Here is a 24,378-nt window from a genome sequence, read left to right as displayed (position 1 = left end):
GGGTGGCTCAGCGGTCGAGCCACTTCACCTCGTACGGCCCCATGGCGAACCGGTGGCCGTCGACCTGTGTGCTGATCGTCCGGTTCCGCGTGTTGACCACGAGGACGGTCCTGCTGCTCGCCAGCACCCGGAGGTTCGGCTGGTCGTCCGGGGCGACGGACACCGTCTCGTACGCCGTCCCCGGCGGGAACGCCTTCGCGAACCGGGACACCAGGTCGTACATCGGCAGTTCCCGGCCGCCGTCGGCGCCGTCGGTCGGTGTCCACAGACAGCCGCCGCAGCCGGCGCCGGTCTTCTGCTGCGGGTTCCAGTAGAAGCCGGAGCCGGCTCCGCCCCTGACCATGGCGATCAGGCCGGTGGCCTGGACGGCGACGCGGTGCGGCTCGGTCCAGCCGGTGCGGTTGCCGTTGCCGTCGCCGGGCTCGACGTAGTACTCGGCCCACCACAGCGGCAGGTCATGGGTCTGCTGCCGGATCCACCGGCTGACGGCCGTCAGCTTGTCGGTGGCCGCGAACTCGTCGGGCAGCAGCTCGTCGTCATTGGTGTAGCTGGAGCCGTCGACCACGGTGAAGTCGGCGCCCGCCCGGTGCGCGTTCCAGTAGGCGAACGCGTCCAGGACCCGCCGGTCCATGGCGCCCCAGGGGCCCTTCAGTGTGGCGGAGGCGTTCTGGTCGCGTGGGTCGACGCTGTCCATGACCAGGTAGGGCCCGCCGACCATGATGTCCTTGTCGACCTTCTTCAGCGCCGTGTACACGAGGTTGTACAGCTTGGTGTACCCCTCGTAGTCCCAGCGGGACTTGGCGTCGTTCCAGAATCCCTTGAACTCGTTCCAGACGATGAAGTGCTTCACGTCCGGGTAGCGCCGGGCGACGGTCGCGGCGAGGTCGGCGAAGTCCTGGTAGTGGCCGGGGGTGGGGGCGGTCTCCAGGGCGGCCTGGCTCCAGTTCGTGTGGTCGACCCCGGCCCTGCCGCCCTTCATCCAGTCCGGGGCGCAGCACAGGGTGATCACCGGGGTGCCGCCCGAAGCGCGCATGAAGTCGACACGGCGGTCCAGGGCGCCGAAGTCGTAGTGGCCCTCGACCGGTTCGGGATTGTCGGCGCCCCAGCCCATGATGTGCTGGTTCTGCGCCAGCCCGCGGTTTCGTGCGAGCAACCGCTCCACGCGCGAGGTGGCCGTGGCGGCGCCCTCGTCGGCGCTGTACTGGGTGTGCGTGAAGCCCCAGCCGACGTACGGCTGCGGCTTCGCGCCGGGGACTGCGGGGGTGCCGTGCACCTTGTCGCCGTCGCGGGTGGTGCCGGCGGTGCCGGGGCCGCCGGACAGCGTGCCGAACAGGGTCACCACCAGGGCCAGCGCGGCCGCGCCGACACCGAGCAGGGCGGTGAGCCGCCACCGCCGAGTATGCGATTCCCACCCATGACGTCCCATCAAGGACAACAGTAACGGCGGAGGGAGCGGGTCCGGGAGGACTTCGGGACACCTGGAACAAGGGGAGGAAATGCCGTGCGCGGAGCCCATCCGTGCCCGATCATGGCGGCATGTCTGCTAACCCACACGACGCTCTGCCGATCCGGCTCCACGTCGACGACTCCGACTCGCCGTCCGACGTCGTCGACGCGCTGTTCCTCGGCCGCTTCGCGACGGGCGAGCAGCCGTACTCGCACGCGGTGAACATCGACCGGGTCCGCTCCGGCGCGACCCTGCTGCCCGACGGCGCCCGGGTGCTGCGCGCCGCCCGCGACGACGACCGCAGCGCCACCCTGGCCGAGGGCGACGGCTGGACCCTGCTGGTCTCCCGCTGGAACCGCGGCGCCGACATCACGGTCACCGCGACCACCGCGGAGCTGGCCAAGCGGGTCCTCGACCAGGCCACGGACGGCGCGGCCGACGAGCCCGAGCCGCAGCCCGAGAACGTGACGATGGGTTTCTGGTACGTCTCCCCGCGCCGCGGCCCGCACCGCACCACCCGCCAGATCTCCGCCGGCACCTGGGACGAGGTCCGGTGCAACTACTCGGCGCCGGTGGCAGGCGCGATGGACCGCCTGATGAAGACGACGCCGCAGGACATCGCCGGCCGCCTCCTGCTGCTGCACGGCCCGCCCGGCACCGGAAAGACCTCCGCGCTGCGCACGCTGGCCCGCTCCTGGCGGGACTGGTGCCAGGTCGACTGCGTCCTGGACCCCGAGCGCCTCTTCTCCGACGTCGGCTATCTGATGGACATCGCGATCGGCGAGGAGGACAGCGCCGGCAAGGGCCGCTGGCGCCTGCTGCTCCTGGAGGACTGCGACGAGCTGATCCGCGGCGAGGCCAAGCACACGGCGGGCCAGGCCCTGTCCCGGCTGCTGAACCTGACCGACGGCCTGCTCGGCCAGGGCCGCAACGTCCTGGTCGGCGTCACCACCAACGAGGACCTGGAGCGCCTGCACCCGGCCGTGGTCCGCCCCGGCCGCTGTCTGGCCCGGATCGAGGTGGGCCCGCTGAGCCGCCGGGAGGCGATGGACTGGCTCGGCGGCGAGGCGAGCGACAAGGAGGCCGCCGTCGGCCGCGAGGGCGCCACGCTGGCCGAGCTGTACGCGCTGCGCCGGGGCACCGCCCCCACCTCGGTCCCGGGGGCCCGGGACGGTGCGGACGCGGGGCTGTACCTGTAGTGCTTTGATGGTGCTGTGACCTTGTTGGTCGGCACCTCCGGGTGGCAGTACAAGGACTGGCGGGACCGCGTCTATCCGGCCGGGGTCCCCACGCGGCTGTGGCTGGAGGAGTACACGCGCCTGTTCGCGACGGTGGAGATCAACAACGCGTTCTACCGCCTGCCGTCCCGCGAGAACTTCGCTGCCTGGCGCGAGCGGGTCCCGGCAGACTTCGTCGTCGCGGTCAAGGCGAGCCGCTATCTGACCCACATCAAGCGCCTGAAGGATCCCGCCGAACCGGTCGACCGCCTGATGACCCACGCGGCGGGCCTCGGCGACCGCCTGGGCCCGGTCCTGCTCCAGCTGCCCCCGACCCTGCGCGCCGACCCGGCCCTGCTGGACGCCTGCCTGGCCTGCTTCCCGTCAGGTACGAGGGTCGCGGTCGAGCCACGCCACGACTCCTGGTGGACACCCGAGGTGCGCGAGGTGCTGTCGGCCCGGGGCGCGGCCCTGTGCTGGGCGGACGTCCTGGCCCGCCCGGTCACCCCGCTGTGGCGCACCACCGGCTGGGGCTACGTCCGCTTCCACGAGGGCCGGGCCCACCCCTGGCCCCGCTACGGCCGCCGCTCACTGGAGACGTGGGTGGACCGCGTCGCGACGACGTGGTCCCGCAGGGACGACGTGTACGCGTACTTCAACAACGACCCGGGCGGGGCGGCGGTGCAGGACGCGGTGGCGTTCGGGAGAGCGGCGCAGCGGGCGGGATGGACGGTGACGCGGACCCCGGAGCTGTCGCAACGCTCCTGACGTCGTGTGCGCGTCGTTCCCCGTCGTGTGCGCGTCGTTCCCACGCCGTTCCCGCCGCCGGCTCCTTGCCACCGCGGCCCTGTGCCGTGCTCGGCCCAGGCGGCGGACCCCGGCGGTGCCGGACTCCCCTCAGCCCTCTCCGTAAGCCGCCCGCAGCGCATCCCGCACCGCGGCCAGCGCCTCCGGCTCCCCCAGCCCCAGCCGCCGCACCCGCTCCACGTACGCCTGCGCGGCCAAGGACGCCTCCCGCTCCGCGGCCGAGCCGGCGGCAGCCACGAACGTGCCGTTGCGCCCCCGCGTCTCGATCACCCCGTCGGTCTCCAGGGCCCGGTACGCCTTGGCCACCGTGTTCACCGCGAGTCCGAGGGACTCGGCGAGCCCCCGCACGGTCGGCAGCCGGTACCCCACCGGCAGCGCCCCGGCCCGCGCCTGCTCGGAAATCTGCGCCCGTACCTGCTCGTACGGGGGCGCGCTGTCATCGATGCGGATCTTCAGGCTCACGGCCCGATTCTCCCGCACCCGCCGGAAAATGGGAGGCATCCCCGGGCCGCCTGCGCCTACCGTCCCTGCCCATGACAGTGATCGTGCGCGACCTGCGCCCAGGCGACCGCTCCGATGTCGAGACCTTCGCACGGGTACGGCACCTGGCCCTGCCCCACATCCTGTGGACCCCGGAAGCCATCCTCCACCACCTCACCCGCACCCCGCCCGAGGCCCGCTTCAGGTCCCTGGTCGCGGAGGAGGACGGCGAGACGATCGGCACCGCCCAGGTGTCCCTCGTGCAGGACGGTCCGGAACCGGGCCAGGGGCTGCTCAACATCTATGTGCACCCGCAGCGGACCGGGCGCGGCGCGGGCGGGCTGCTGGTCCGCGCGGCCGAGGAGCACCTGACCGCGCACGGGGCGACGAAGCTGTTCGCCTGGCTCCTGGACGAGCCGGCCAACCGGGCCTTCGCCGAGCGGCGCGGCTACCGGGCCGGGCGGACCGCGCACTTCCTGCGCCTGGACCTGGCCGAGGCCGCCCTGCCGCCGCTGCCCGCCCTCCCCGCCGGTGTCGACGTGCGCACGGCCGCCGACTTCCTGGCCGACCCGCGCCCGTTGTTCCGGCTGGACGCGGAGGCGGCGGCGGACGAACCGAGCGACGTGGACTACGAGTTCACCGACTACGAGGCCTGGCTCGAGGAGACCTGGAAGCATCCGCTGCTCGACCGCGACCTGACCACCGTCGTACTGGCCGACGGCCGCCCCGCCGCGTTCAGCGTGGCGTACACCGACGGGTCCCGGTACGCCACGGCCATGACCGGTACCGCCCGCAGCCGCCGCGGGCGCGGTCTGGCCAAGCTCGCCAAGACCCACGCGCTGCACCGCGCCCGCGCCGCCGGCTGCACCGAGGCGCTGACGGGCAACGACTCCGGCAACGGACCGATGCTCGCGATCAACAAGTCCCTGGGGTACGAGATCTGTGCGACGGAGGTCCGCTATGTCCGCGAACTCGGCTGAGCCGGCCGACCGGTTGGAGGTCGTCCTGGTCAAGGCCGGCCGTACGAAGATCCGTTACCCGGCCGAGCTGCTCCACGACGACGGCACCCGCGTCGCCGTCCGCGCGCCGTGGGCGGGCGCCGGCGTCCGGGACTTCGGCTTCGTCCGCTTCGAGCCGGGTGACGTCTTCACCGAGTACTACTGGCGGGACCGCTGGTACTCGGTGAAGGAGGTCCGCGCCGGGGACGGCACCGTGAAGGGCTGGTACTGCGACATCACCCGCCCGGCGGTGCGCACCGGCGCCGAACTGGTCGTGGAGGACCTGGACCTGGACCTGTGGCGCTCCGCCGACGGCAGGGACGTACGACGGCTGGACGAGGACGAGTTCGCCGCGAGCGGGCTGGCGCGGACGGATCCCGTGGCCGCGGCCGCCGCCGTGGCCGCCCTGGACGAGCTGGAGGGGCTGGCCCGGGCCGGCGGCTTCGCGCAGCTTCTGACCTGATCCCGTCGGCGGCAGCCTGCCGGGCGGTCGTTCGTGTGCGTCATACCCGAAGAGTGACACCCGCCACTGACAATCCGGCTGCGATGAGGAACTCTCTCCCCCCAAGCGTCTGCCTCCGCCGACACGCGGGACCCGGCAGGCACTGAAGGAGGCAGCCATGCGCCGCGCAACCGTGCAGAAGCCCCTGAAGAGGACGGACAGCCGCCGGACCCGTGAAGAGGCGGAGGAGCGCCCCGCGGGACGTCCCGAGGTGCGCAAGGACATCGCGCGCACCTGGTGGCCCGACGGCTGATCAGACCAGCCGTTTGCGGTAGTGGACGCGGTCGTACGGTCCGTCCACGCGCCGTTCCACCACCTCGTAGCCGAACTTCGGGTAGATCCGCCGGTTCTCCCACATCAGCGCGTTGGTGTAGAGCCTGATCTCGCCGAGGCCCAGCGCACGCGCGCGGGCGTCCACGAATTCCAGCAGGCGCCGTCCCGCCCCCTTGCCGTGCGCGTCCGGGTGGACGGCGATGCTGTCGAGGAACAGGTGGTCGTCGTGGGCGTCGACGACGACGAGTCCGGTCACCGGCTCCCCGAGGACGAACACCCTGCCCGCGGCCACGTCCGCCGCGTGGTCCGCCCCCATGGGCTGCGGCACCACCCCGATGCGCTCGATGTAGTGGTGGTAGGCCGCGTCGGTCACGGCCTTCACGGCCGGTACGTCCGTGGCCCGGGCGGGCCGGATCTCGTCGTGCGTCATGGCGCGAACGCTATCTACCTCAGCGCAGTCTGAGCACTCCCTTAACGCCACCATAAGGATCTCCATCGCCCGCCCCCAGCAGGCGATTTCGCGGTTTCTTGGAGCTAGCTTCGGATCGCCCCCACGGGATCCAGCCCGCCCCCGAGGACCGTTGCGAGGAGTTCCCCCATGTCCACACGCCGCACGGCCGTCGTCGCCGCCCTCGGCGGCGCCGTCCTCGCGCTCTGTGCCGCTCCCGCGTCCGCGCACGGTTCGATGGGCGACCCGGTCAGCCGGGTCTCGCAGTGCTACGCGGAGGGGCCCGAGAGCCCGAAGTCGGCCGCGTGCAAGGCGGCCGTGGCGGCCGGCGGCACCCAGGCTCTCTACGACTGGAACGGCATCCGGATCGGCGACGCGGCCGGCCACCACCAGCAGCTGATCCCGGACGGCAAGCTGTGCAGCGCCGGCAACGAGGAGTTCAAGGGCCTCGACCTGGCCCGCACCGACTGGCCGGCGACGAGCGTGCGCAGCGGGCCGTACACCTTCAGGTACCGGGTGACCGCCCCGCACAAGGGCACCTTCACGGTCTATCCGACCAAGCCGGGCTACGACCCGGCGAAGCCGCTGGCCTGGTCCGGGCTGGATCTGGCGCACCCGGTCGCGACGGCCACCGACCCGGTCGCCTCGGGCGGCTTCTACACCTTCCCGGGCACGCTTCCCCAGCGCTCGGGCAGGCAGCTGTTGTATGCGATCTGGCAGCGCTCGGACAGTCCGGAGGCGTTCTACTCCTGCTCGGACGTCGACTTCGGCGGCGCCACCGCGGGAGGCACCGCAGGCGCGGGAGACACGGCGGGCGCGGGAAAGCCGGACGCCGCTCCCGCCCCGGCCGCCTCCGCGCCCACCGACCGGCAGATTGCGGCCGGTGCCGACAAGTCGACGATGAGCCACCACGATCACGGCGGCTACGCGCCCGGCGCACCGGCCCGGCAGCCCACTGCGGCGTCCCCGGGACCGGACGCGGCCGACGCGCCCACGACCGCGGGCGGTTCACGGAACCTGGCGGAGACCGGCGCTTCCACCGGTACCTCGTACCTCGCGCTCGGCGGCGCGGCCGCGCTGGCGCTGGGCTCGGCCGCACTGTTCCTGTCGGTGCGGCGGCGCGCGGCCGGCCGCCGCTGAGGGTTCCGGGGCCCGTCCGGCGGCTCAGGTCGGACAGGCCCCGGCGCGCGTCAGCTGAAGGCCGACGCGCAGGTGGTGGCACTCGCGTGGGCCGGGTCGAGCGCGTTGGCCACCTCGTGGAAGGCGATGCGGTCGAACAGACCGATCGCGACGTGCTCGGTGAGGTCGAGCGGGCACAGGTCCTGGAGCAGGACATTGTGGACGTCCGAGCCGCTCAGGTACTGGCTCTGCCAGGGCGTGGCCACCTCGTCGTACTTGGTGGAGATGACCGTGTAGTGCACTCCGGGGACGGTGTCGCCGCCCGCGTTGAGCTTGGTGAGGAAGTCCGAGCCGGGCATCTGGTCGGCGAGGCCGGGAGTGGTGGCCTTGATCAGGTCCCCGGCGCCGGGGAAGTACGGCAGCAGGTTGGTGAGGCCGCTGAGGGTGGCGCCGTGGTTGTCGGGGGCGAGGCCGACGAGGGCGTTCACCTTGGCGGCGCCGCCGAGGAACTTCAGGTAGTAGCGGGGCATCATGCCGCCCTGGGAGTGGCCGACGAGGTCGGCCTTGGCGGCGCCGGTCGCGGTGAGCACCTTGTCGACGAAGGCGGACAGCTGCTCTGCCGACTTGTCGATGGGACCGAGGCCGTAGAAGAGGGGGACGCCGGTCAGCTGTCCGTAGTCGAGGGAGAAGACGCAGTATCCGCGGGCCTCCAGGTAAGGGGCGAGGGAGAGCCAGTTGTCGACCGAGTTGCCCAGGGTGCCGTGCACCAGGACGACCGGGCGGGGATGGTCGGCGGAGGGCTTGCAGGAGAAGTCGTTCCAGCCGCTGCTGGGAGCGGCATCGGAAGCGCTCGCGGTGGCGGCGGGAACGGCGGCGACGGCGGCGGTGAGCAGGAGCGCGGCCAGGGGTCTGAGAACTCGCTTCCAGGGCAGCATCGGGTGATCTCCTTGCGGCTCAAGGGAGGTGCGACGGCCTTACCCTGTGATCCGGATCACGAGGATGCTGTTCACTCGTCAAGTTACGGGCGAGTAGTGCAAGTGTGAAGTTACGCGCCAGTAAAAACTTCCAGTGCTAGTAGAGCCCCACTGAAGCCTGACGGATCGTCACCATGCAGGCCTGATCGGGCCATGCGGGGCGATACGCGCCAACTTCTCCCCCAAAAGCCGCACTTCACCCTCGCCCAACAGGTCGGCCCACCCCTGCACCGCCTCGGCCGCCGCCTCCTCCGCCGCCCGGGTGCAGGCCCAGCCGCGCCCGGTCAGCACGACCAGCCGGGCCCGGGCGTCCTGCGGATGCGGCCGGCGCTCGGCGTACCCCTTGCGTACGATCTCGTCCACCAGCTGGCTCGCGGCCTGCTTGGTCACCCCGAGATGCACGCCGAGTTCGGTGACCGTGGCACCGTCCGGGGCGAGCCGCCCGAAGGCGAAGCCGTGCACCGGCCTCAGGTCGGTGAACCCGCGCGCGACCACCCCCTCATGGATGCGCTGCGTGAGGTCACCGGCAGCGGCGAGCACGGAGGCGGACAGGGTCATGGCTTCGGAGTTCTGCACGGAGGCATTGAAACACCCTTGACACATCAGTCAAGCGGCTTGACCATATGGTCAAGCCGCTTGACCACTGGAACGGAGATCACCGCCATGCCCGTCATCCGCGCAGCACAGGCCACGACCCATGAGATCCACGGCGCCCGCTTCGTCTCGTACGCCACCCCCCTCACCGGCAGCAAGGAGCTGTGCGCCTGGCGCGGGGAGATCCCGGCGGGCACCAGGGCCCCGGCCCACACCGTCAGCCGCGAGGAGATCTTCCATCTGCTCATGGGCGAACTGCTGATCACCGTCGACGGCCGGACCGACCGCATCGGCGCGGGTGACACGGTGATCGTCAATCCGGGCGCGACCCTCGCCGTGGAGAACCCGGCCGACCACACGGCGATCTCCTGGGTCACCACCTCCATCGGCCTGGAGGCTCAGCTGGCGGACGGCACCCGCATCACCCCGCCCTGGGCCAACTGACGTCCGGCTGAACCGAGTTACGCCGCCAGGGTCCCCGGCATCACCGCCCGGGGCCCGAACTTCGCCCGCGCGCGGTCCGCGACCTCCTCGATACGGCGGACCTTCTCGTCCACGGGGTCGAAGGTGAGCTGGTGGGAGGCCTGGCCGGCGGGGGCCAGGCCCTCGGCGCGCAGGGCGATCGCGCGGACCCGGGCCCGCTGCAGACCGAGCGCCTCGTACATGCCGTAGGCCGCCTTCGTCAGGGCCGCCGAGTGCGCGGTCGGCTCCTTCAGGGTGCGGCTGCGGACGCTGGAGGAGCGGTCGGCGTAGCGCACGGTGAGCGTCAGTGTGCGGCAGACCTTCTCCACCGCACGCAGCCGGGAGCCCAGCTCCTCGGCGGCCGACAGCAGCGCCCTGCGATGCCGGCCCGGATCCAGCTCGTCGATGTCGAAGGGACGCTCGGCCACCAGGGACCGCGAAACGGCATTCGGCACCACGCGGCCGCGATCGATGCCGCTCGCCCTCTCCTGCAGCTCACGGCCCGCCCGCGCGCCGATCAGCCGCTGGAGTGTGGACAGCGGCGCGGCGGCGACCAGCCCCAGGGTGTCCAGGCCGTACTCACCGAGGGTGCGGGCGGTCGCCGCGCCGACGCCGGGCAGCGCGGACACCGGCCGCCCGGCGAGGAACTCCGCGATGCCGCCCGGGTCTTCGGGCACGGCGCAGGTCACCCCGGGCCGGGCGTCGCGCAGCGCCACGCGGGCCAGCGCCGGCCCCGGACCGGCGCCGATCGCGCAGTCGACGCCGTACCGCGCGAGGGCCCGCACCCGGATCACCGCGGCCAGTTCGACGGCGCTGCGCCCGAAGTACCGCTCGGCGCCGCGCAGATCGGCCAGCGCCCCGTCCGGGGGCAGCGCCTCGACCACGGGGGTGAAGTCCTCCAGCAGCCCGAGCAGTCCGGGCAGGGCCGCCTCGTACATCGGCGGCAGCTGGAAACGTACGCAGAGGATGGTCATCCCGCACTCCCCGGGCTCTGGTGCCACAACTTCCTCACGGCCGCGGGTCCCTGTGCGGCCTCCTGTCCCGCGGGCCGCAGATCGGCCCACGGATGCATCGCGTATCCGGTGGGCATATGGATCCGCCGCCCACCCGTGGCATCGCCACCCGCCCCCTCGGCCACCGGCTCCGCGAGCCGTGCAGCCACCACGTCCAGCCCGCCCTCGGCGCGCAGTTCGGCCAGTTCGGCGAGGTTCCAGGCGGCGGAGCCCACCACGCTCAGGCTGCGCGGACCACGCCGCTGCACCACGCCGCGCACCAGCAGCAGCCACGAATGGAAGACGGTGTGGGCGCACGCGTCATGCGAATCGTCGAAGAACGCCAGGTCGACCAGGCCCGTGCCGTCGTCCAGCGTGGAGAAGATGACGCGCTTGCCGGAGCGGATCGGCGGGGTCTGGGTGGCCGCCTTGGCGCCCGCCACCAGCACGGTCTCCCCGTGCCGGGTCTCGCGCAGCCGGCGCGCACAGACCACGCCCAGCTCCTCGAGGAACTCCCGGTGGTCGTCCATCAGATTGTGCGAGGCGTCCATGGACAGCACCCCCAGCTCGGCGCTGAGCCGCTCGGCCGGTGAAAGATCCGGCAGCCCGGCCGGAGCGGTCTTCCGCCCACCGGCCAGAGGCAGCTGCCCGCCACCGGCACCCCGGGCTCCCCGGTGCAGTTCGGTCAGGTGCAGCTGCAGATCACGCCGGTTGGCGCCGAAGGCGTCCAGTGCCCCCACCTGGGCCAGCCGTTGGGCAAGCGGCCGGCTCGGCCGGGCCCGCTCCCAGAAGTCGAGCAGCGAGGAGTACGGCTGCCCGTCCTCGATCCTCTTCGCCTCGGCCTCGCCGATGCCGTGCACATCGGAAAGAGCGAGCCGCAGCCCCCATCCATCAGGCTCGGACACCAGTTCGATCCGATGGGCGACCCCGGACACATTCACGTCCAACGGCAGGATCGGCACCCCACGCCGCCGCGCATCGGCCAGCAGCAGCCGCTTCGGATACATCCCCGGGTCATGCGTGAGCAGCCCGGCGTAGAAGGCGGCCGGATGATGGGCCTTCAGCCAGGCGGACTGATAGGTCGGCACGGCGAAGGCGACGGCATGCGCCTTGCAGAACCCGTACGACCCGAAGGCCGCCACGATCTCCCAGGTCCGCTGGATCGTCTCCGCCCCGTATCCCCTGGCCGCGGCCTGCTGCGCGAACCACACCCGGATCCGCCCCTGCGACTCCGGATCGGACAGCCCCCGCCGCACCCGGTCGGCCTCACCCCGCCCGCACCCGGTCATGACGGCGACGATGTCGATGACCTGCTCATGAAAGACGACGACGCCGTACGTGCCCTTCAACGGCTCTTCCAGATCCGGATGCGGGTAGCGCACCGGCGCCCGCCCGTGCCGCGCCTCGATGAACGGCCGGACCATGTCGGCGGCGACGGGCCCGGGCCGGAACAGCGAAATGTCCACGACGAGGTCATGAAAGGTGCTCGGCTGCAGCCGGCCCACCAGATCCCGCTGGCCCGGCGACTCGATCTGGAAACACCCGAGCGTCTCGGCCGAACGGATCAGCCGGTACGTCTCCGGGTCCCCCGCCGGCACCGCATCCAGATCGATCCGCTCCCCGGTCACCCGCTCCACCTCGGCGACGGCGTGCGCCATGGCCGACTGCATCCGCACGCCCAGCACATCGAGCTTGAGCAGCCCGAGGTCCTCCACGTCCTCCTTGTCGAACTGCGACATCGGCAGCCCCTCGCCGCTGGTCGGCACCACCGGCGTACGGGCGAGGAGCGAGGCGTCGGACAACAGCACCCCGCACGGATGCATGGCGACCCCGCGCGGCAGGGCGTCAAGCGCCTCGACCAGCTCCCACAGCCGCCCGAACCGCTCCTTCTCCCCGGCCAGTTGCCGCAGCTCGGGCAGCTCCTCCAGCGCGGCCCGCGCGTCCCGGGCCCGGATGTGCGGAAAGGACTTGGCGACCCGGTCGATCTCGGCCGGATCCATCGACAGGGCGGCACCCACGTCCCGGACGGCGTGCCGCACCCGATAGGTCTCCGGCATGGCAACGGTGGCGACCCGCTCCTCACCGAACCGCCCGATGATCGCCCGGTACACCTCGATCCGCCGCGCGGACTCCACGTCGATGTCGATATCGGGCAGCACCACACGCTCCTTGGACAGGAAGCGCTCCATCAGCAGCCCGTGCTCGACCGGGTCGGCGTGCGCGATCCCCAGGAGATGGTTGACGAGAGACCCGGCCCCGGATCCCCGTGCGGCCACTCGGATCCCCATCTCCCGTACGTCATCGACGACTTGGGCCACGGTGAGGAAATAGGACGCGAACCCGTGATGACCGATGATGTCCAGCTCCTGGTGCATCCGTTCCCAGTACGCCCGCCGCCCGCCGTACCCGAGCCGCACCATCCCCGCCGCCGCCCGCGAGGCAAGGGCCCGCTGAGCGGTCCGCCGCCCGGCGCCCACGAGGTGAGCCTCGGGAAAATGAACCGTGCCGATCCCGAGATCGTCCTCGGGATCGACGAGGCACTCGGCAGCGGTCCCCACGGTCTGCTCCAGCAGCCGATGCGCGGCGTCCCGCCGATATCCGGCGGCCTCCACGACCCGCTCGGCGACCCGCAGCATGTCGCCCGCCCCCTTGAGCCAGGCCTCCCCGGAGTTCAGCTCCCCGCGCGGATCGATCGGCACCAGCCGCCGGGCGGCATCCAGTACATCGGTGACGGGCCCCATCCCCGGATCGGCATACCGGACGGCATTGGTCAGCACCGGCCGCACCCCCTGCTCGGCGGCGAAGCCGGCCGTCCGGGCGGCGAGCCGCAGCGAACCGTCCCCCGTCCCCGTACGCCCATGCCAGACGGCCTCCAGCCGCAGGGCGTCCCCATAGGTCTCACGCCAGGGAACGAGCAGCCGGGCGGCCCGGTCGGGGCGCCCCGCGGCAAGAGCACGCCCCACATCGGAACCGGGCCCGAGCAGCACCACGAGCCCGTCGCCATGGTTGTCACCCCAGGCCAGCAGTGGCGCAGCGGCCGTCCCCGCATGCGCGGCGGTGACGATCCGGCACAGCTCGGCCCACCCCCGGGCGCCATCACGCGCGAGGAAGGTCACCCGGGGAGCCGACTCATCGACGAAGGCTCCGCCCCGTACCGGCACCCGCCGACGCTCCCGCCGCACGGTCTCGGCCCCCTCCACGGCGAGATTCACCCCGAAGACGGGACGCACCCCCGCCCGGGCGCAGGCCTTGGCGAAGCGCACCGCCCCCGCGACGGTGTCACGATCCGTGAGGGCGAGCGTGTCCATGCCCCGCTCCGAGGCGCGCTCGGCCAGCCGCTCCGGATGGGACGCCCCATACCTCAGGGAGAACCCGGAGACGGTGTGCAGATGCGCGAAGCCCGGCACACGCACCTCCTGCACTCGAACATCAGTTCCCTACTTCCGCCTCCACCATACCTCCAATCTCGAACATCTGTACGACATCCACGAGACCCTCTCCCACCTGCACAAACACCCCGCGCGAACCGTGGAGACATGCCACAGAGAGGGCCTGCGACACCGAAGCCCCCGCACGCGTCAAGCGCACGGGGGCCCAGGAAACCCGGAACCGGACCAGCTACGGCAGCGTCACCCCGTAGTAGCTCAGCGCCTCGGTGACCGGCTGGAAGAAGGTCGTACCGCCGGAGGTGCAGTCACCACTGCCACCAGAGGTCAGCCCGTACGCCACGGACCCGGCGTACAGCGGACCGCCGCTGTCACCGCCCTCGGCGCAGACCGTGGTCTGAATCAGCCCGGAGACGATGTCCCCGCTGCCGTAGTTGACGGTGGCGTTCAGCGCGGTGACCCGTCCGCTGTGCGTACCGGTGGTGGAACCACGCCGGTAGACGGTGGTTCCCACGGACGGCGTAGCCGCGCTCGTGATGGACTGGCTGCCCACCGAACTCGGGTGTGCGATCGAGGAGTTGGTGTAGCGCACCAACGCGAAGTCGTTGCCCGGGAAGCTGTAGCCGACGTTGGTGCCGAGCACCGTGCTGTGGCTGGAGTTGCTGTACCAGGTGGAGGCCACCTGTCCGCAGTGACCCGCGGTGAGGAAGTAGTACGTGCTGCCGCTGTGCACGTTGAAGCCGAGCGAGCAGCGGTAGGCGCCGCCGTAGATGGCGTCACCACCGGTGATCAGCTTGTTGAACCTGCCGGGCGTGTGCTTGATGGTGAGCGCGCCCGCCTCGGCACCGGCCTGCCGCTTGATCCTGGCGATCCCGGCCTGGGACACGGTGCTGTCGGCGGTGACCACGACACGCCCGGTCCTGCTGTCCACCGCCCAGGCCGTACCGGGTACGTCGGCCTGGCGGACGGAGTCGCTCGCCCTGGTGAGCTGGGTCGCGCTGAACGTGTGGGCGTCGCTGGCGTTCGCGGTGGGGGCGGCGAACGCAGCCGCGGCGAGGAGGCCGGTGGCCACGGCGGTCAGCCGGGTCCGTCTGGCAGTGCCGCTGCGGGGAGTGGTGCGCTTGATCCTCACGTTTCGTTCCCTCCAAGGGAAGTCGGGGGCCCGCGTGGGGTGGGGGCCCGTGAGGCGCAGTCAGGGACGCGACCGGATCCCGTGCCACGCATGCCCCTGACAAGCGCTGAGGGGCAGTATTCGGCCGGACGACCGGTCGCCACAAGAGTGCCTTTCGGCCGTCGCGCTTTAGGTCGGCTTGGAACCCTCTTTGCCCGAAGCTGCCCTGACATCACCTCACCCCGCGCTCCCCCGCCTCGACGGCCAGGTCCAGCGCGTTGCCGGGCGGCGGGAAGGGGCAGATGAAGTGGTCGGCGAAGGCGCAGGGCGGGAGTTGGGCACGGTTGAAGTCGACGGTCGCACGGCCCTCGGCGTCCGGCGCGGCCGGATGGAGGAAACGGAACCGGAAGCTGGTGTCACCGCTGGTGGCGTCGGCGAACACCGCCCACAGCGCCCCGTCGCCCTGCCGCGCGACCTGAAGCGTCAGCTCGTGCCCGGCCAGGACGAAGGCCAGCTCGCCGGCGAGGGCGAGCCCCCGCTCCCGCCCGTCCGCGTTGCCGACCCGCACGGTGCGCGTGCCGTCGTACGGTGTGAACCGCCCCGGCACCGACCAGCGCGGATCGTAGGGGGTGGCCTCGATGCCGCCGAAGGCGCGCCGGCCCGCGGACGCGGGATCGAAGACCCGCACCCCCCAGACCCCTTCACGCACCAGCACCACCAGCCGCTTCGCGCCGAAGGCGACGCGGGATCCGGCCTCCGGTCCGAGGTCGGCGGCGAGGCGGATCCCACCGGAGAAGGACCGGCCGTCCACGGTCAGCCCCTCGGCGTCGGTGGTGGTGAGGACGATCCCGTCATCGTCCGCCACCCAGATCCCGGGAATGTCCGGAAGTCGCCCCTCCGGATAGTCCTCGACCCAGTGCGTGGCGGTCAGCGCGAGCGGCCCGTAGGGCGCCGAGACGGCCTCCACACGCCGCTCGTGCCACTGCTTCCACGCGTCGTGGGCGTCAGCCATACCGTCCGTCCCTCTCATCAGATGTCAGCCCCGAAGACGTCGGCCCCGAGATGCGACCGAAGCGTGGTCCCCGTGTACTTCCTGCGGAACGCGCCACGTGCCTGAAGCAGCGGCACCACCCGGTCCACGAACTCCTCCAGCTCCGCCGCCCCGGGGACGAGGAGCAGGAACCCGTCGGCTGCCTCCTCGCGGACATAGGAGTGCAGCTCGGCGGCGACGGCCCCGGCGGCGTCCCCGGGGCCGGCCCGCACCCCCGCCCGCACCCCGGCCATGACCTTCAGCTCCTGCGGCGCACGGCCGTGCGCCACGAGCCGCCGCTTGACGTCGGCGTACCGGGCGCGGGACGCAGCCAAGGACCGGTGCGGCACGACGATCACATCGGCCGTGGCCGCGGCCGCCTCGAGAGCCCCCTCGTCCTCCCCCGTCCGGATCACCACGGGCCGCCCCTGCGGGCAGCGCGCCGGCCCGGACCCGTCCGGCACCCCGTCGGCCGTCCAGCCACTCCCCGGCCATCCCGCCCGCCCCCCGCTGAGATGATCCAAGGTGGCGAGCCTGCGGGCGAGTTCGTACGGTTCGCCACCGGTGCCTTCCACGGCGGCGAGCCCCACCCGGGCGGTGACCCCGGCGAGCGCGTTCAGCAGGGCGATCGGCTCCGGCCGGCCCTCCGGGCCCGCGTCGACCAGCAGAAAGTCGAACAGCCCGCGCTCGGCGACGCGGGCGAGACGCTCGAAACCGGAGAAACCAGAGAGACCAGAGGAATCAGAGGAAGCGGAGGAAGCAGAGACATCGGCGTCGGCGGTGCCGTCGGCGGCCGGTACCCGCACGGCCAGGTGCACCTGCCGCCGCCGTACGGTCATGACGTTCCCCCTGTCACGGCGTACCGGTGGGCGGGCCGGGCCAGGCCGAGGTGGTCGCGCAGGGTGCTGCCCGGGTAGAAGGTGCGGAACAGGCCGCGGTGCTGGAGCAGTGCCACCGTGCCGTTGACGAGCCGTTCCAGGTCACGGCGCGGCTCCACGGGCACGAGATGGAAGCCGTCGGCGGCACCGTCGGCGTGCCAGCCGGCGAGCAGGTCCGCGAGGTCGACCGGACCGCCCCGGTACAGCGGGCCCCGCGCGGTCGGCCGGAGCCCTCCCCCGCCGTGTACGGGCTCGGCCGCGTACTCCCCGTCGCCGAGGTCGATCAGCAGGCTCACCAGGACCCGCAGTGCATCCGGCCCGCGCCCCGACTCGGCCGCCAGCCGGCGCAGTTCGCCGCGGACTGCGGCGGCCCGCTCCGCGGTGGCGGCGCGCACCAGGGCCACGTCCGCGTACCGGGCGGCGACGGTTCGGCCGTGGTCCTCGGTGGCGTCGGCCACGCGGACGGGACGGCCCTGCGGCGGTTCCCAGCCGTCCCACACCTCGGCGGACACGTCGATCCGCCACCCGGCCCGGCCGCGGCTGACCCAGTCCAGCGTCGCCACAGCGGCCCGCGCCCGGCCGGACTCGGTGCGGGTGGCGGTGACCGCCGGGACGAGGCCGAGCCGCCTGGTCGCGGGCGCCACCCGGCACAGCACTCCGAGCGCGTCGGGCCCGAGCCCGCCGCGGGCGTCGTCCAGCGTCACGAAGTCCAGCCCGCCGCGCTCGGCGAGCAGGGCCAGCTCGAGGTAGGAGCCGGCGTCGAAGGAACCCGCCTGATCGATACCGGCGGCGAGATGGAGCAGCCCCCGGGCATACCGCCCGCTCACCGGGCCTCGTCCCGCCGCGACGGCGAGCCACCGCGACAACACGGCCCAGCGGCACCGAACGCACCGCTGCCGCACCCACCGCGGCCGCACGCACCGCGCCTGACCTCGCCGCACTCCGGCCCACCGGCCCCGAGCCCGTCGCACCCGGACCCACCGCGCCTCACGACCGCACCCACCCTCACAGCACCTTCGAAAGAAACGCCCGTGTCCGCTCGTGCCGCGGCCGGTCCAGCACCTCGCCCGGCGGCCCCTGTTCGACGATCCTTCCGTCGGCCATGAACACCACCGTGTCGGCGACCTCCCGGGCGAACGCGATCTCGTGCGTGACGACGATCATCGTCGTGCCCTGGCCGGCCAAGTCCTTCATGACATCGAGGACTTCACCGACCAGCTCGGGATCGAGCGCCGAGGTCGGCTCGTCGAACAGCAGCAGCCTCGGCTCCAGCGCGAGTGCCCGGGCGATGGCCACCCGCTGCTGCTGCCCGCCGGACAGCCGCCGCGGATAGACGTCCGCCTTGTCGCCGAGCCCCACCCGTGCCAGCAGCCGGCGCGCCTGCTCCACCGCCTCCTTGCGGGGCCGTCGCAGCGCGGAGACGGGCGCCTCGACGACGTTGTCGAGGACCGTGAGGTGCGGGAAGAGGTTGAAGTTCTGGAAGACGAAGCCGATCCGGGTGCGCTGCCGGAGCACCTCGCGCTCGGGCAGCTCGTACAGCTTGTTCCCGGCGCGCCGGTACCCCATCAGCGTGCCGTCCACGCTGATCTCGCCCCGGTCCACCTTCTCCAGGTGGTTGATGGTGCGCAGCAGCGTCGACTTGCCGGAGCCGGAGGGGCCGAGCACGACGGTGACCTCACCGGCGCGCACCGTCAGATCGATGCCTCTGAGGACCTCGAGCGAGCCGAAGCTCTTGTGCACGGAGCTGATGTCCACCATGACACTCATAGACGATTCCCTTACTGGTCAGAACTGGTCGGAGCTGGTCGGGAAAGCCGGGTCAGGCGGCGGCCCGGCCGGACAGGCCGCGCAGGAAGACCAGCGCCGTCCGGGCGGTGGCGTCGTTCTGCCGGAAGGCGGGCCCGCCGGTGCGCGGCCGGGTGAAGGCGCCGGGGGTGCGGGCGTCGGTGTACGGGCCGAGCGCGAAGCGCCGGGGATGCGGGCGCCCGGCTCCGTCGAGGACGCGGCCGTCGCCGGGGTCGACCCGCAGCAGCCCGTCGGCGGTCTCGGCGGCCCCGTCGGCGTGCAGGTCGCGCAGCAGGTCGTCGCGGGCCCGCCCGACGGTGGGCGCGGGCAGCCGGGCCTCGACCAGCGCCCGGGCCTCGACGCAAAAGCCCGGCACGGTGGGGCTGGCGGCCCGGAACACCCCGTCCTCGGCGGTGACGGTCATGCCGGCGCCGACGAACCTGAGCAGCCCGGCCCGGGACAGCGCGAGCATCTGCCGCAGCCGGGGTCCGGGTGGTCCGGACGCCAGATAGCTGAAGAACCCGTGCCACCAGGACCCGGCGTTCCCGAGCCGCACGATCTGCCCGTAGACGGACAGCAGTCCGAGGAACACCGCGAAGTCGGCACTGTACGAGGGGTCATGACGCCGGTTCAGGTCGTTCTCGACATAGGCGCGCAGGCCGTCCTGGAACGCCTCGTGCGAGGCGTACCGCACCCCCTCCAGCGGGTGGTCGAGCGCGGCGAGGTCGAGCCGGTCGGCCGGGTCGGGTACGGCGGCGCCGACCAGCGCCCGGGTCTCGGCGGGGCCGTCCGCGGCCGTGTACTTCTCCTCGAAGCCGGCCCAGGCCATCGCCGTGCGTTCCGGGTGGGCCGTGAACAGCCGGTGGTAGTGGGCGAAGCCCAGCTCCTTTTCCACCAGCGGCCACACATCGCGCCGGAAGTCGAAGCCGGCCGGCCGGGCCAGCAGCCCCTCGACCTCGGCGGGGCCGAAGAAGCGGGGCAGCGGGGGCCGGTCGCCGCTCCAGTCGTAGCCGATCTTCGAGTGGTACGGCACCCCGCGCCGCGAGCCGACGTACAGCACCGGCTCGCGCCCCGAGGGGACGTAGGTGTCCCCCTCGTAGCGCCCGCCGCGCCCCTCGGTCAGCAGCACCATCAGGTCGACGAAGGCCAGCCCGAAGCCGCGCACGAGCACGGGTTCGCCGGGCCGCAACGGGGACAGGTCGGTGTCGGCGGTGAAGTCGGGCGGCAGGTGCACCAGCCCGTGCTCGCGGGCATAGGCGGCCAACTCCGCCTGCTCGTCGGGGAGTTCGGCGTCGAGATGGCCGAGGGCGAGGATCACCAGGTCGGCGAGGAGGGGGCGTGGGCGGCCCTCCAGCCACACCTGCTGACGGCCCTCGCGCGGACCGCTGACCCTGAGGGCGCGCCGGGAATGGTGGTGCACGGTGATGCCCTCGGGCAGTGCGGCCAGCGCGCGCTCGTACACCCAGCGCAGATAGCGGCCCTGAAGCTGCCGGCCGGCGAAGGTGCCGCCGTGCAGTCCGGCCCATTCGTGCAGGGTGGGGCCCTCGCGCACCGGGCCGTCCATGGCCACCGTCTCGTCGGTGAACATGGTGACGTCCTCGGCGTGCGAGTTCATCCACAGCAGCGGCGACTGCTCCTCGCGCCAGATGCGCCCGCCGCCCGGCGGGTGCGGGTCGACCAGATGGATGTCCAGGCCCGTACCGGCGTACAGCTCGGGCGCGTTGGCGGCGATGCGCTCGAGGAGTCCGGTCCCCCGCGGCCCGGCTCCCACGATCACCAGCTGCGGCCTCACCGGGCACGCTCCGTGCCGCGCGCGTAGTGCTTCTCGACGTAAGCCTGACCGATGCCGAGCAGCGAGGTGACGACGGCGTACCAGAGGGTCGCGACCATCAGCAGGGGGATGACCTGGTAGGTGCGGTGGTAGATCAACTGGGCGGAGAACAGAAGGTCGTTGACGGCGATGACGCTGACGATCGAGGTGCCCTTGAGGGTGCCGATCAGCATGTTGCCGGCGGGCGGCACGATGGAGCGCATCGCCTGCGGCAGGACGATCCGGCGCCGGCGCCGCCACCGGCTCAGGCCGAGCGCCTGGGCGGCCTCGATCTGCCCGCGCTCCACGGAGAGGACGCCGGCCCGCACCACCTCGGCGGCGAAGGCGGCCTCGTGCAGGGTGAGTCCGACGATCGCGACGGCGACCGGGGTGAGCAGGTTGACGGTCTTGACGCCGAACACCTGCGGGTACAGCGCACCGATGTTGAACCACAGCAGCAGCTGCACCAGGATCGGGATCGACCTGAACAGCCAGACGTAGCCCCAGCTGACCGCGCGCAGCACGGGGTTGGCGGACAGCCGGAAGGCGGCGAGCAGGGCGCCGAGAGCGAAGGCGAGGACCATGACCACGGCGGTCAGCCACAGCGTGAGCCACAGTCCGCGCAGGATGGAGTCGGTGGTGAAGTAGTCGGCGACGACGCCCCATTGGAACGCCTGGTTGCGCGCGACGGAGTTGGCCGCGAAGGCCAGCAGGACGAGGACGGCAGCGGCGGCGGCCCACTGTCCGTACCGGCGCCGCGGGACGATCCGGGGGATGTCCGCGGGCCCGGGTGTCCCGGGGGCGGCGGGGGCTTTGGCGAGGGTGTCGGATGACATGCGAAGGCTCCGTGACGCGTGGAATCGTCGGAAAGTGATGCCTTCACACGGGCGCGCCGCGCGGCGCGGACACGGCCGAGCCCCTCAGCAGGGCCGTTCCCAGAGAGTACGTGGGCGTTTCCGCGCGCTGTCAAGGCCGTCCACACTGTGAGCCGTACGTCTCAAGTCAGTTGACGCGGAACCGCATGCCTGTTCCACTTGGCCCATGCATCCACAGCAGTGGCTGGTCACCCGCTCCCACATCGACTTCGGTCGCGTGTGGTCCTGTTCCTGTTGAGCTGACCCCCTGCGCACGCCTGCGTCCGAAGCAGGCGTATCCGCGTTCTCCCCCCTTGCGCCACCCCTTGCTCCGCCCTTGCGCCACCCCTTCCTCCGTGCCTTCACACGCGCACCCCTCCCCTCGCGCTTCCGCACATCGCTGCTCACAGGAGACCGCTGTCCGATGCGTTCACGTCTTTTGCTGCCTTTTGTCATGATTACGTCGGCCACCCTGTTCCTCACCGCCTGCGGCTCCGGCTCGAGCGGCCCGGGCGGGACGGACGCGTCCGGGGTCGCCGCCAAGTCCGGCGAGGTGCCCACCACGGATGTCGTCTCGGCCGAGAAGAAGGACGAGGCGGCCGCGCGGCTGCTGCCCGCCGGCACCACGAGCCTCACCGTCGCGATCAGCGTCGGCGGCACCCCGCCCGGCACCACCTACCTCTCCGACGGCAGGACGCTGACCGGCCAGGACGTCGACTTCACCAAGGCGGTGGCCAAGGTCCTCGGCATCAGGCTGAAGGTGGAGCAGGCGAGTTTCGAGGCGATCCTGCCCGCCCTGGACAGCGGCAAGTACGACTTCGGCGCGAGCAACTTCGGCGTCACGGACGAGCGCCGCAGGACCATCGACTTCGTCACCTACGTCAACGACGGACAGGGTTTCGCCGCCCGCAAGGACAGCAAGCTGTCCAGGATCACCGGCCTGGGGCAGCTGTGCGGCCTGAACGTCGCGACCGGCGCCGGCACGACGTTCGAGGCCACGCTGGAGGAGAACAAGCACGTGTGCACCGACGCGGGCAAGAAGGCGTACCAGGTGCAGACGTACGCCGACCCGAGCGCGATGTGGTCCTCGGTGCAGCAGGACCGCAGTGACGTCGTGATGTCCACGATCAACGGCCTGCGCTACGCCGTGGCACACCAGCCGGGCCTGAAGTTCCTGAACGAGTACCACCGCCTGGACGTCGGCTTCGCCTTCAAGAAGGGCACGGAACTGGCCCCGGCTTTCCGGGCGGCGGTGAACAGGCTCCTGTCCGACGGCACCTACGAAAGGATCCTCCGGAAGTGGGGCACGACGGGCTCAGCGATCAAGGAGTCCCGGATCAGCCCGCCGGAACTGAAGGGCTAACACCCGTCACACGGACAGCAGCAGTCACACCCGTCGCAGCCGCATCCGTCGCAGTCGCACCCGTCGCAGCCGTCACAAGGGCAGTCGCAGTCGTCGCAGTTCGAACAGCACCCTTCCCGCTTCTTCCGCGACCAGGGCCCTTCGTACTCGTCCGCACAGCACATCTGGCAGCTGCAGCACAGCAGCAGGAACATCCCGCACCCGGGGAGAAACCCGCGCGGCTCCATGCGCCCCTGCGGATGCGGGGGACGGGAGTGGGGGTGCTGGGGATGAGGGGTGAACGCGCGGTCCACCGAGCGGCGCAACTCGTGTACGAGGAGCAGATGGACCAGCTTGCCGTCGGCGAACTCGGCCTCCCGCAGGGCGAGCCGGATGCCGTGCAGGGCGTCCTCGGCGAGACGACGGGCCTCTTCGCGGGACGTGCCCGTGGCGGTGAGGGGGTTCCAGGCACCCGACGCGGCGTCGGCTTCCTGGTCCGCCACGGCGTCCAGCAGGTGCGCGAGCCGGCCGAAGAGCCGGCCGGCCTCCTCCAGGGGCCGCACGTTGCCCGGCCGCCCGGCCAGCACCGCGGTGTGGGCGAAGGCGGCGGCGGTCGCGGTCTCGGTCGGCTCGGTGACCGACAGGACCGCAGTGCCGTACCCGGCGAGTGCCTCGAGGCCCAGTTGCCGGTCCACGGCCTCGACGAGGACGCCGGTGTCGAAGCCGACCGACGCCCCGCCACGGGCGCCGGCCCGGTCCCAGCCCGCGGCGACCCTGCGCGCCGCGGCGGCCACGGGCCGGCGGGCCAGCAGCCCGTCCTGGTCGGCGACATGGTCGCGGAGCTTGGCCGAGGCGAGCACCAGCGAGACCGCGGCGGCGAGCCGCGCGCCCTCGCCCTGGGCGACGGACGCCGTCCGCATCCCGCGCAGTGCGCACGGTCCGGCCGTGCGGCGGGCGTCGGCGGCCGGGCCGGTCTGAGCCTCCGTCAAGACCGAGATGAGCAGGCCATCATAGTTGGTCACGACACGCGCGAACTGTCCGTGGTCTCGGCGCAGCGCGAGACACAGCCCGCACAAGTGCGCCATCCAGTCGGTTTTAAGCCGCTCACCGAGCCGATGTGAGCAGGGTCTGACGATTCCGAACACTCTCGATCCCCCGTGGTGTGGTGCGGCGTTGGCTTCACCCGTACGCAGTGCTGATCACCCGTCCGCCGCCGACGATCATATTTCACTCTCAGTCAGCAGCCATATGAGTCATGACCCTTGAGGCACAAGGGCTCTCGACGGATCGGCTGTGCACCAGTACCGTCACAAACCCCCCGCGCGGCGTCTATCCACTTGGCGCGCCGTCCGCATCATGGATGACCATAGGGATGCGGAAAGCAGAAAGACCGCTGTGAGAGGAGGCGTCCATGGGATCGGTACGCAAGGCGAGTGCGTGGCTCGGCCTCGTCGACGACAACGATGACGAGCGTTACTACGACGACGAGTACTCCGAGGGCACGGAGTCCGGGGACGCCTGGGTCACGGACCCGCGGGTGAAGGTGGCCACGGACACGGCCGAGGAGAGGGGCCGCCGGATCGGCACGGTCACACCGGACAGCTTCCGGGACGCCCGCGCCATCGGCGAGCTGTTCCGGGAGGGCGTCCCCGTGATCATGAACCTCACGGCGATGGAGCCCGCCGACGCCAAGCGCGTGGTGGACTTCGCGGCGGGGCTGACCTTCGGCCTGCGGGGCACGATCGAGCGGGTGGCGACCCGGGTCTTCCTGCTGACGCCGGCCAACACCGAGATCGTCAGCGGTGAGCCGGCCGCGCGCCGCGAGGACGGCTTCTTCAACCAGAGCTGAGGCAGGGCCGCTCACCGGCC

At 72.1% G+C, this 24,378-nt stretch carries 24 protein-coding genes; 9 read left to right on the top strand and 15 right to left on the bottom strand.

The genetic code is table 11. The annotated features are described in order from the left end of the window. Positions 1 to 7: 7 nt before the first annotated feature. Positions 8 to 1,426 (bottom strand): GH39 family glycosyl hydrolase, encoded by a 1,419-nt coding sequence (locus tag A6P39_RS32265; RefSeq protein WP_067052833.1) that lies wholly within the window; start codon positions 1,424 to 1,426, stop codon positions 8 to 10. Positions 1,427 to 1,536: 110 nt separating this feature from the next. On the opposite strand from A6P39_RS32265, the gene A6P39_RS32260 reads away from it, so the two are divergent. Together A6P39_RS32260 and A6P39_RS32255 are read left to right on the top strand one after the other, a co-directional pair. Beyond that, positions 1,537 to 2,646: a DUF5925 domain-containing protein gene (locus A6P39_RS32260; RefSeq protein ID WP_067052831.1), complete on the top strand. Its 1,110-nt coding sequence runs from the start codon at positions 1,537 to 1,539 to the stop codon at positions 2,644 to 2,646. A 15-nt stretch (positions 2,647 to 2,661) separates the two neighbouring features. Further along, a complete protein-coding gene (locus tag A6P39_RS32255; protein WP_067052829.1) occupies positions 2,662 to 3,432 on the top strand; it encodes a DUF72 domain-containing protein in 771 nt (256 codons plus the stop codon). Between the two features lie 129 nt (positions 3,433 to 3,561). Here the strand turns inward: A6P39_RS32255 and A6P39_RS32250 are convergent, their stop codons facing one another. Then, entirely contained in the window at positions 3,562 to 3,933 is a 372-nt protein-coding gene (locus tag A6P39_RS32250; RefSeq protein ID WP_067052827.1) for a GntR family transcriptional regulator, read from the bottom strand. A gap of 71 nt (positions 3,934 to 4,004) precedes the next feature. Between A6P39_RS32250 and A6P39_RS32245 the strand changes: the two genes are divergently transcribed. From A6P39_RS32245 to A6P39_RS32235, 3 genes are all read left to right on the top strand, one after another. Continuing rightward, entirely contained in the window at positions 4,005 to 4,931 is a 927-nt protein-coding gene (locus A6P39_RS32245) for a GNAT family N-acetyltransferase (RefSeq protein ID WP_067052825.1), read from the top strand. Further along, a complete protein-coding gene (locus tag A6P39_RS32240; RefSeq protein WP_067052823.1) occupies positions 4,912 to 5,412 on the top strand; it encodes a DUF402 domain-containing protein in 501 nt (166 codons plus the stop codon). The genes A6P39_RS32245 and A6P39_RS32240 overlap by 20 nt, the downstream gene beginning before the upstream one ends. Positions 5,413 to 5,569: 157 nt before the next feature. Continuing rightward, on the top strand, positions 5,570 to 5,704 hold the full coding sequence (locus A6P39_RS32235; protein ID WP_107304472.1) for a hypothetical protein: 135 nt from the start codon (positions 5,570 to 5,572) through the stop codon (positions 5,702 to 5,704). Here A6P39_RS32235 and A6P39_RS32230 read toward each other — a convergent pair whose 3' ends face one another. Next, entirely contained in the window at positions 5,705 to 6,154 is a 450-nt protein-coding gene (locus A6P39_RS32230) for a GNAT family N-acetyltransferase (protein ID WP_067052822.1), read from the bottom strand. It lies immediately after the preceding gene. Positions 6,155 to 6,322: 168 nt separating this feature from the next. Between A6P39_RS32230 and A6P39_RS32225 the strand changes: the two genes are divergently transcribed. Further along, on the top strand, positions 6,323 to 7,312 hold the full coding sequence (locus tag A6P39_RS32225) for a lytic polysaccharide monooxygenase auxiliary activity family 9 protein (protein ID WP_067052820.1): 990 nt from the start codon (positions 6,323 to 6,325) through the stop codon (positions 7,310 to 7,312). A gap of 50 nt (positions 7,313 to 7,362) precedes the next feature. Here A6P39_RS32225 and A6P39_RS32220 read toward each other — a convergent pair whose 3' ends face one another. After that, a complete protein-coding gene (locus A6P39_RS32220) occupies positions 7,363 to 8,226 on the bottom strand; it encodes an esterase/lipase family protein (RefSeq protein ID WP_067052818.1) in 864 nt (287 codons plus the stop codon). 168 nt (positions 8,227 to 8,394) lie between these two features. Beyond that, on the bottom strand, positions 8,395 to 8,841 hold the full coding sequence (locus tag A6P39_RS32215; protein WP_067052816.1) for a MarR family winged helix-turn-helix transcriptional regulator: 447 nt from the start codon (positions 8,839 to 8,841) through the stop codon (positions 8,395 to 8,397). 87 nt (positions 8,842 to 8,928) lie between these two features. Here A6P39_RS32215 and A6P39_RS32210 point away from each other — a divergent pair, with 87 nt between their 5' ends. Beyond that, positions 8,929 to 9,303, top strand: coding sequence for a cupin domain-containing protein (locus A6P39_RS32210; RefSeq protein ID WP_067052814.1), 375 nt, complete (start codon positions 8,929 to 8,931; stop codon positions 9,301 to 9,303). A 17-nt stretch (positions 9,304 to 9,320) separates the two neighbouring features. On the opposite strand, the gene A6P39_RS32205 is transcribed toward A6P39_RS32210, so the two are convergent. The 9 genes from A6P39_RS32205 to A6P39_RS32165 all read right to left on the bottom strand — a co-directional run bounded on the left by A6P39_RS32205 (position 9,321) and on the right by A6P39_RS32165 (position 21,149). Continuing rightward, positions 9,321 to 10,295 carry a DNA polymerase Y family protein gene (locus A6P39_RS32205; protein WP_067052812.1) on the bottom strand — a complete coding sequence of 325 codons (975 nt, stop codon included), beginning with the start codon at positions 10,293 to 10,295 and terminating at the stop codon, positions 9,321 to 9,323. Further along, positions 10,292 to 13,720: a DNA polymerase III subunit alpha gene (locus tag A6P39_RS32200; protein WP_067052931.1), complete on the bottom strand. Its 3,429-nt coding sequence runs from the start codon at positions 13,718 to 13,720 to the stop codon at positions 10,292 to 10,294. Before A6P39_RS32200 ends, A6P39_RS32205 begins: the two co-directional genes overlap by 4 nt. A 211-nt stretch (positions 13,721 to 13,931) precedes the next feature. Continuing rightward, positions 13,932 to 14,831, bottom strand: a complete 900-nt coding sequence (locus A6P39_RS32195; RefSeq protein WP_067052810.1) for a S1 family peptidase — start codon at positions 14,829 to 14,831, stop codon at positions 13,932 to 13,934. A gap of 211 nt (positions 14,832 to 15,042) precedes the next feature. Continuing rightward, positions 15,043 to 15,822 carry a DUF1684 domain-containing protein gene (locus tag A6P39_RS32190; RefSeq protein ID WP_067052808.1) on the bottom strand — a complete coding sequence of 260 codons (780 nt, stop codon included), beginning with the start codon at positions 15,820 to 15,822 and terminating at the stop codon, positions 15,043 to 15,045. 17 nt (positions 15,823 to 15,839) lie between these two features. Continuing rightward, positions 15,840 to 16,679 carry an LLM class flavin-dependent oxidoreductase gene (locus tag A6P39_RS32185; protein ID WP_067052806.1) on the bottom strand — a complete coding sequence of 280 codons (840 nt, stop codon included), beginning with the start codon at positions 16,677 to 16,679 and terminating at the stop codon, positions 15,840 to 15,842. After that, positions 16,676 to 17,545: an LLM class flavin-dependent oxidoreductase gene (locus A6P39_RS32180; protein ID WP_067052804.1), complete on the bottom strand. Its 870-nt coding sequence runs from the start codon at positions 17,543 to 17,545 to the stop codon at positions 16,676 to 16,678. Before A6P39_RS32180 ends, A6P39_RS32185 begins: the two co-directional genes overlap by 4 nt. A gap of 178 nt (positions 17,546 to 17,723) precedes the next feature. After that, on the bottom strand, positions 17,724 to 18,485 hold the full coding sequence (locus A6P39_RS32175) for an amino acid ABC transporter ATP-binding protein (RefSeq protein WP_067052802.1): 762 nt from the start codon (positions 18,483 to 18,485) through the stop codon (positions 17,724 to 17,726). 52 nt (positions 18,486 to 18,537) lie between these two features. Then, on the bottom strand, positions 18,538 to 20,295 hold the full coding sequence (locus tag A6P39_RS32170) for an FAD/NAD(P)-binding protein (protein WP_067052800.1): 1,758 nt from the start codon (positions 20,293 to 20,295) through the stop codon (positions 18,538 to 18,540). Next, positions 20,292 to 21,149, bottom strand: a complete 858-nt coding sequence (locus A6P39_RS32165; RefSeq protein ID WP_067052798.1) for an amino acid ABC transporter permease — start codon at positions 21,147 to 21,149, stop codon at positions 20,292 to 20,294. The genes A6P39_RS32170 and A6P39_RS32165 overlap by 4 nt, the downstream gene beginning before the upstream one ends. Positions 21,150 to 21,621: 472 nt before the next feature. On the opposite strand from A6P39_RS32165, the gene A6P39_RS32160 reads away from it, so the two are divergent. Continuing rightward, positions 21,622 to 22,530, top strand: a complete 909-nt coding sequence (locus A6P39_RS32160; protein WP_234379149.1) for an ABC transporter substrate-binding protein — start codon at positions 21,622 to 21,624, stop codon at positions 22,528 to 22,530. Here A6P39_RS32160 and A6P39_RS32155 read toward each other — a convergent pair. Further along, positions 22,527 to 23,654 (bottom strand): DUF5685 family protein, encoded by a 1,128-nt coding sequence (locus tag A6P39_RS32155; RefSeq protein ID WP_067052796.1) that lies wholly within the window; start codon positions 23,652 to 23,654, stop codon positions 22,527 to 22,529. The genes A6P39_RS32160 and A6P39_RS32155 overlap by 4 nt on opposite strands. A 266-nt stretch (positions 23,655 to 23,920) precedes the next feature. Between A6P39_RS32155 and A6P39_RS32150 the strand changes: the two genes are divergently transcribed. Next, positions 23,921 to 24,358 carry a cell division protein SepF gene (locus A6P39_RS32150; protein ID WP_067052794.1) on the top strand — a complete coding sequence of 146 codons (438 nt, stop codon included), beginning with the start codon at positions 23,921 to 23,923 and terminating at the stop codon, positions 24,356 to 24,358. The last annotated feature ends 20 nt before the right edge of the window (positions 24,359 to 24,378 follow it).

Origin of the sequence: Streptomyces sp. FXJ1.172 (assembly GCF_001636945.3) — a bacterium.
GTDB lineage: Bacteria > Actinomycetota > Actinomycetes > Streptomycetales > Streptomycetaceae > Streptomyces.
The sequence above is the reverse complement of the archived record's forward strand: the minus strand, read 5'-3'. Positions and strand labels throughout refer to the sequence as shown.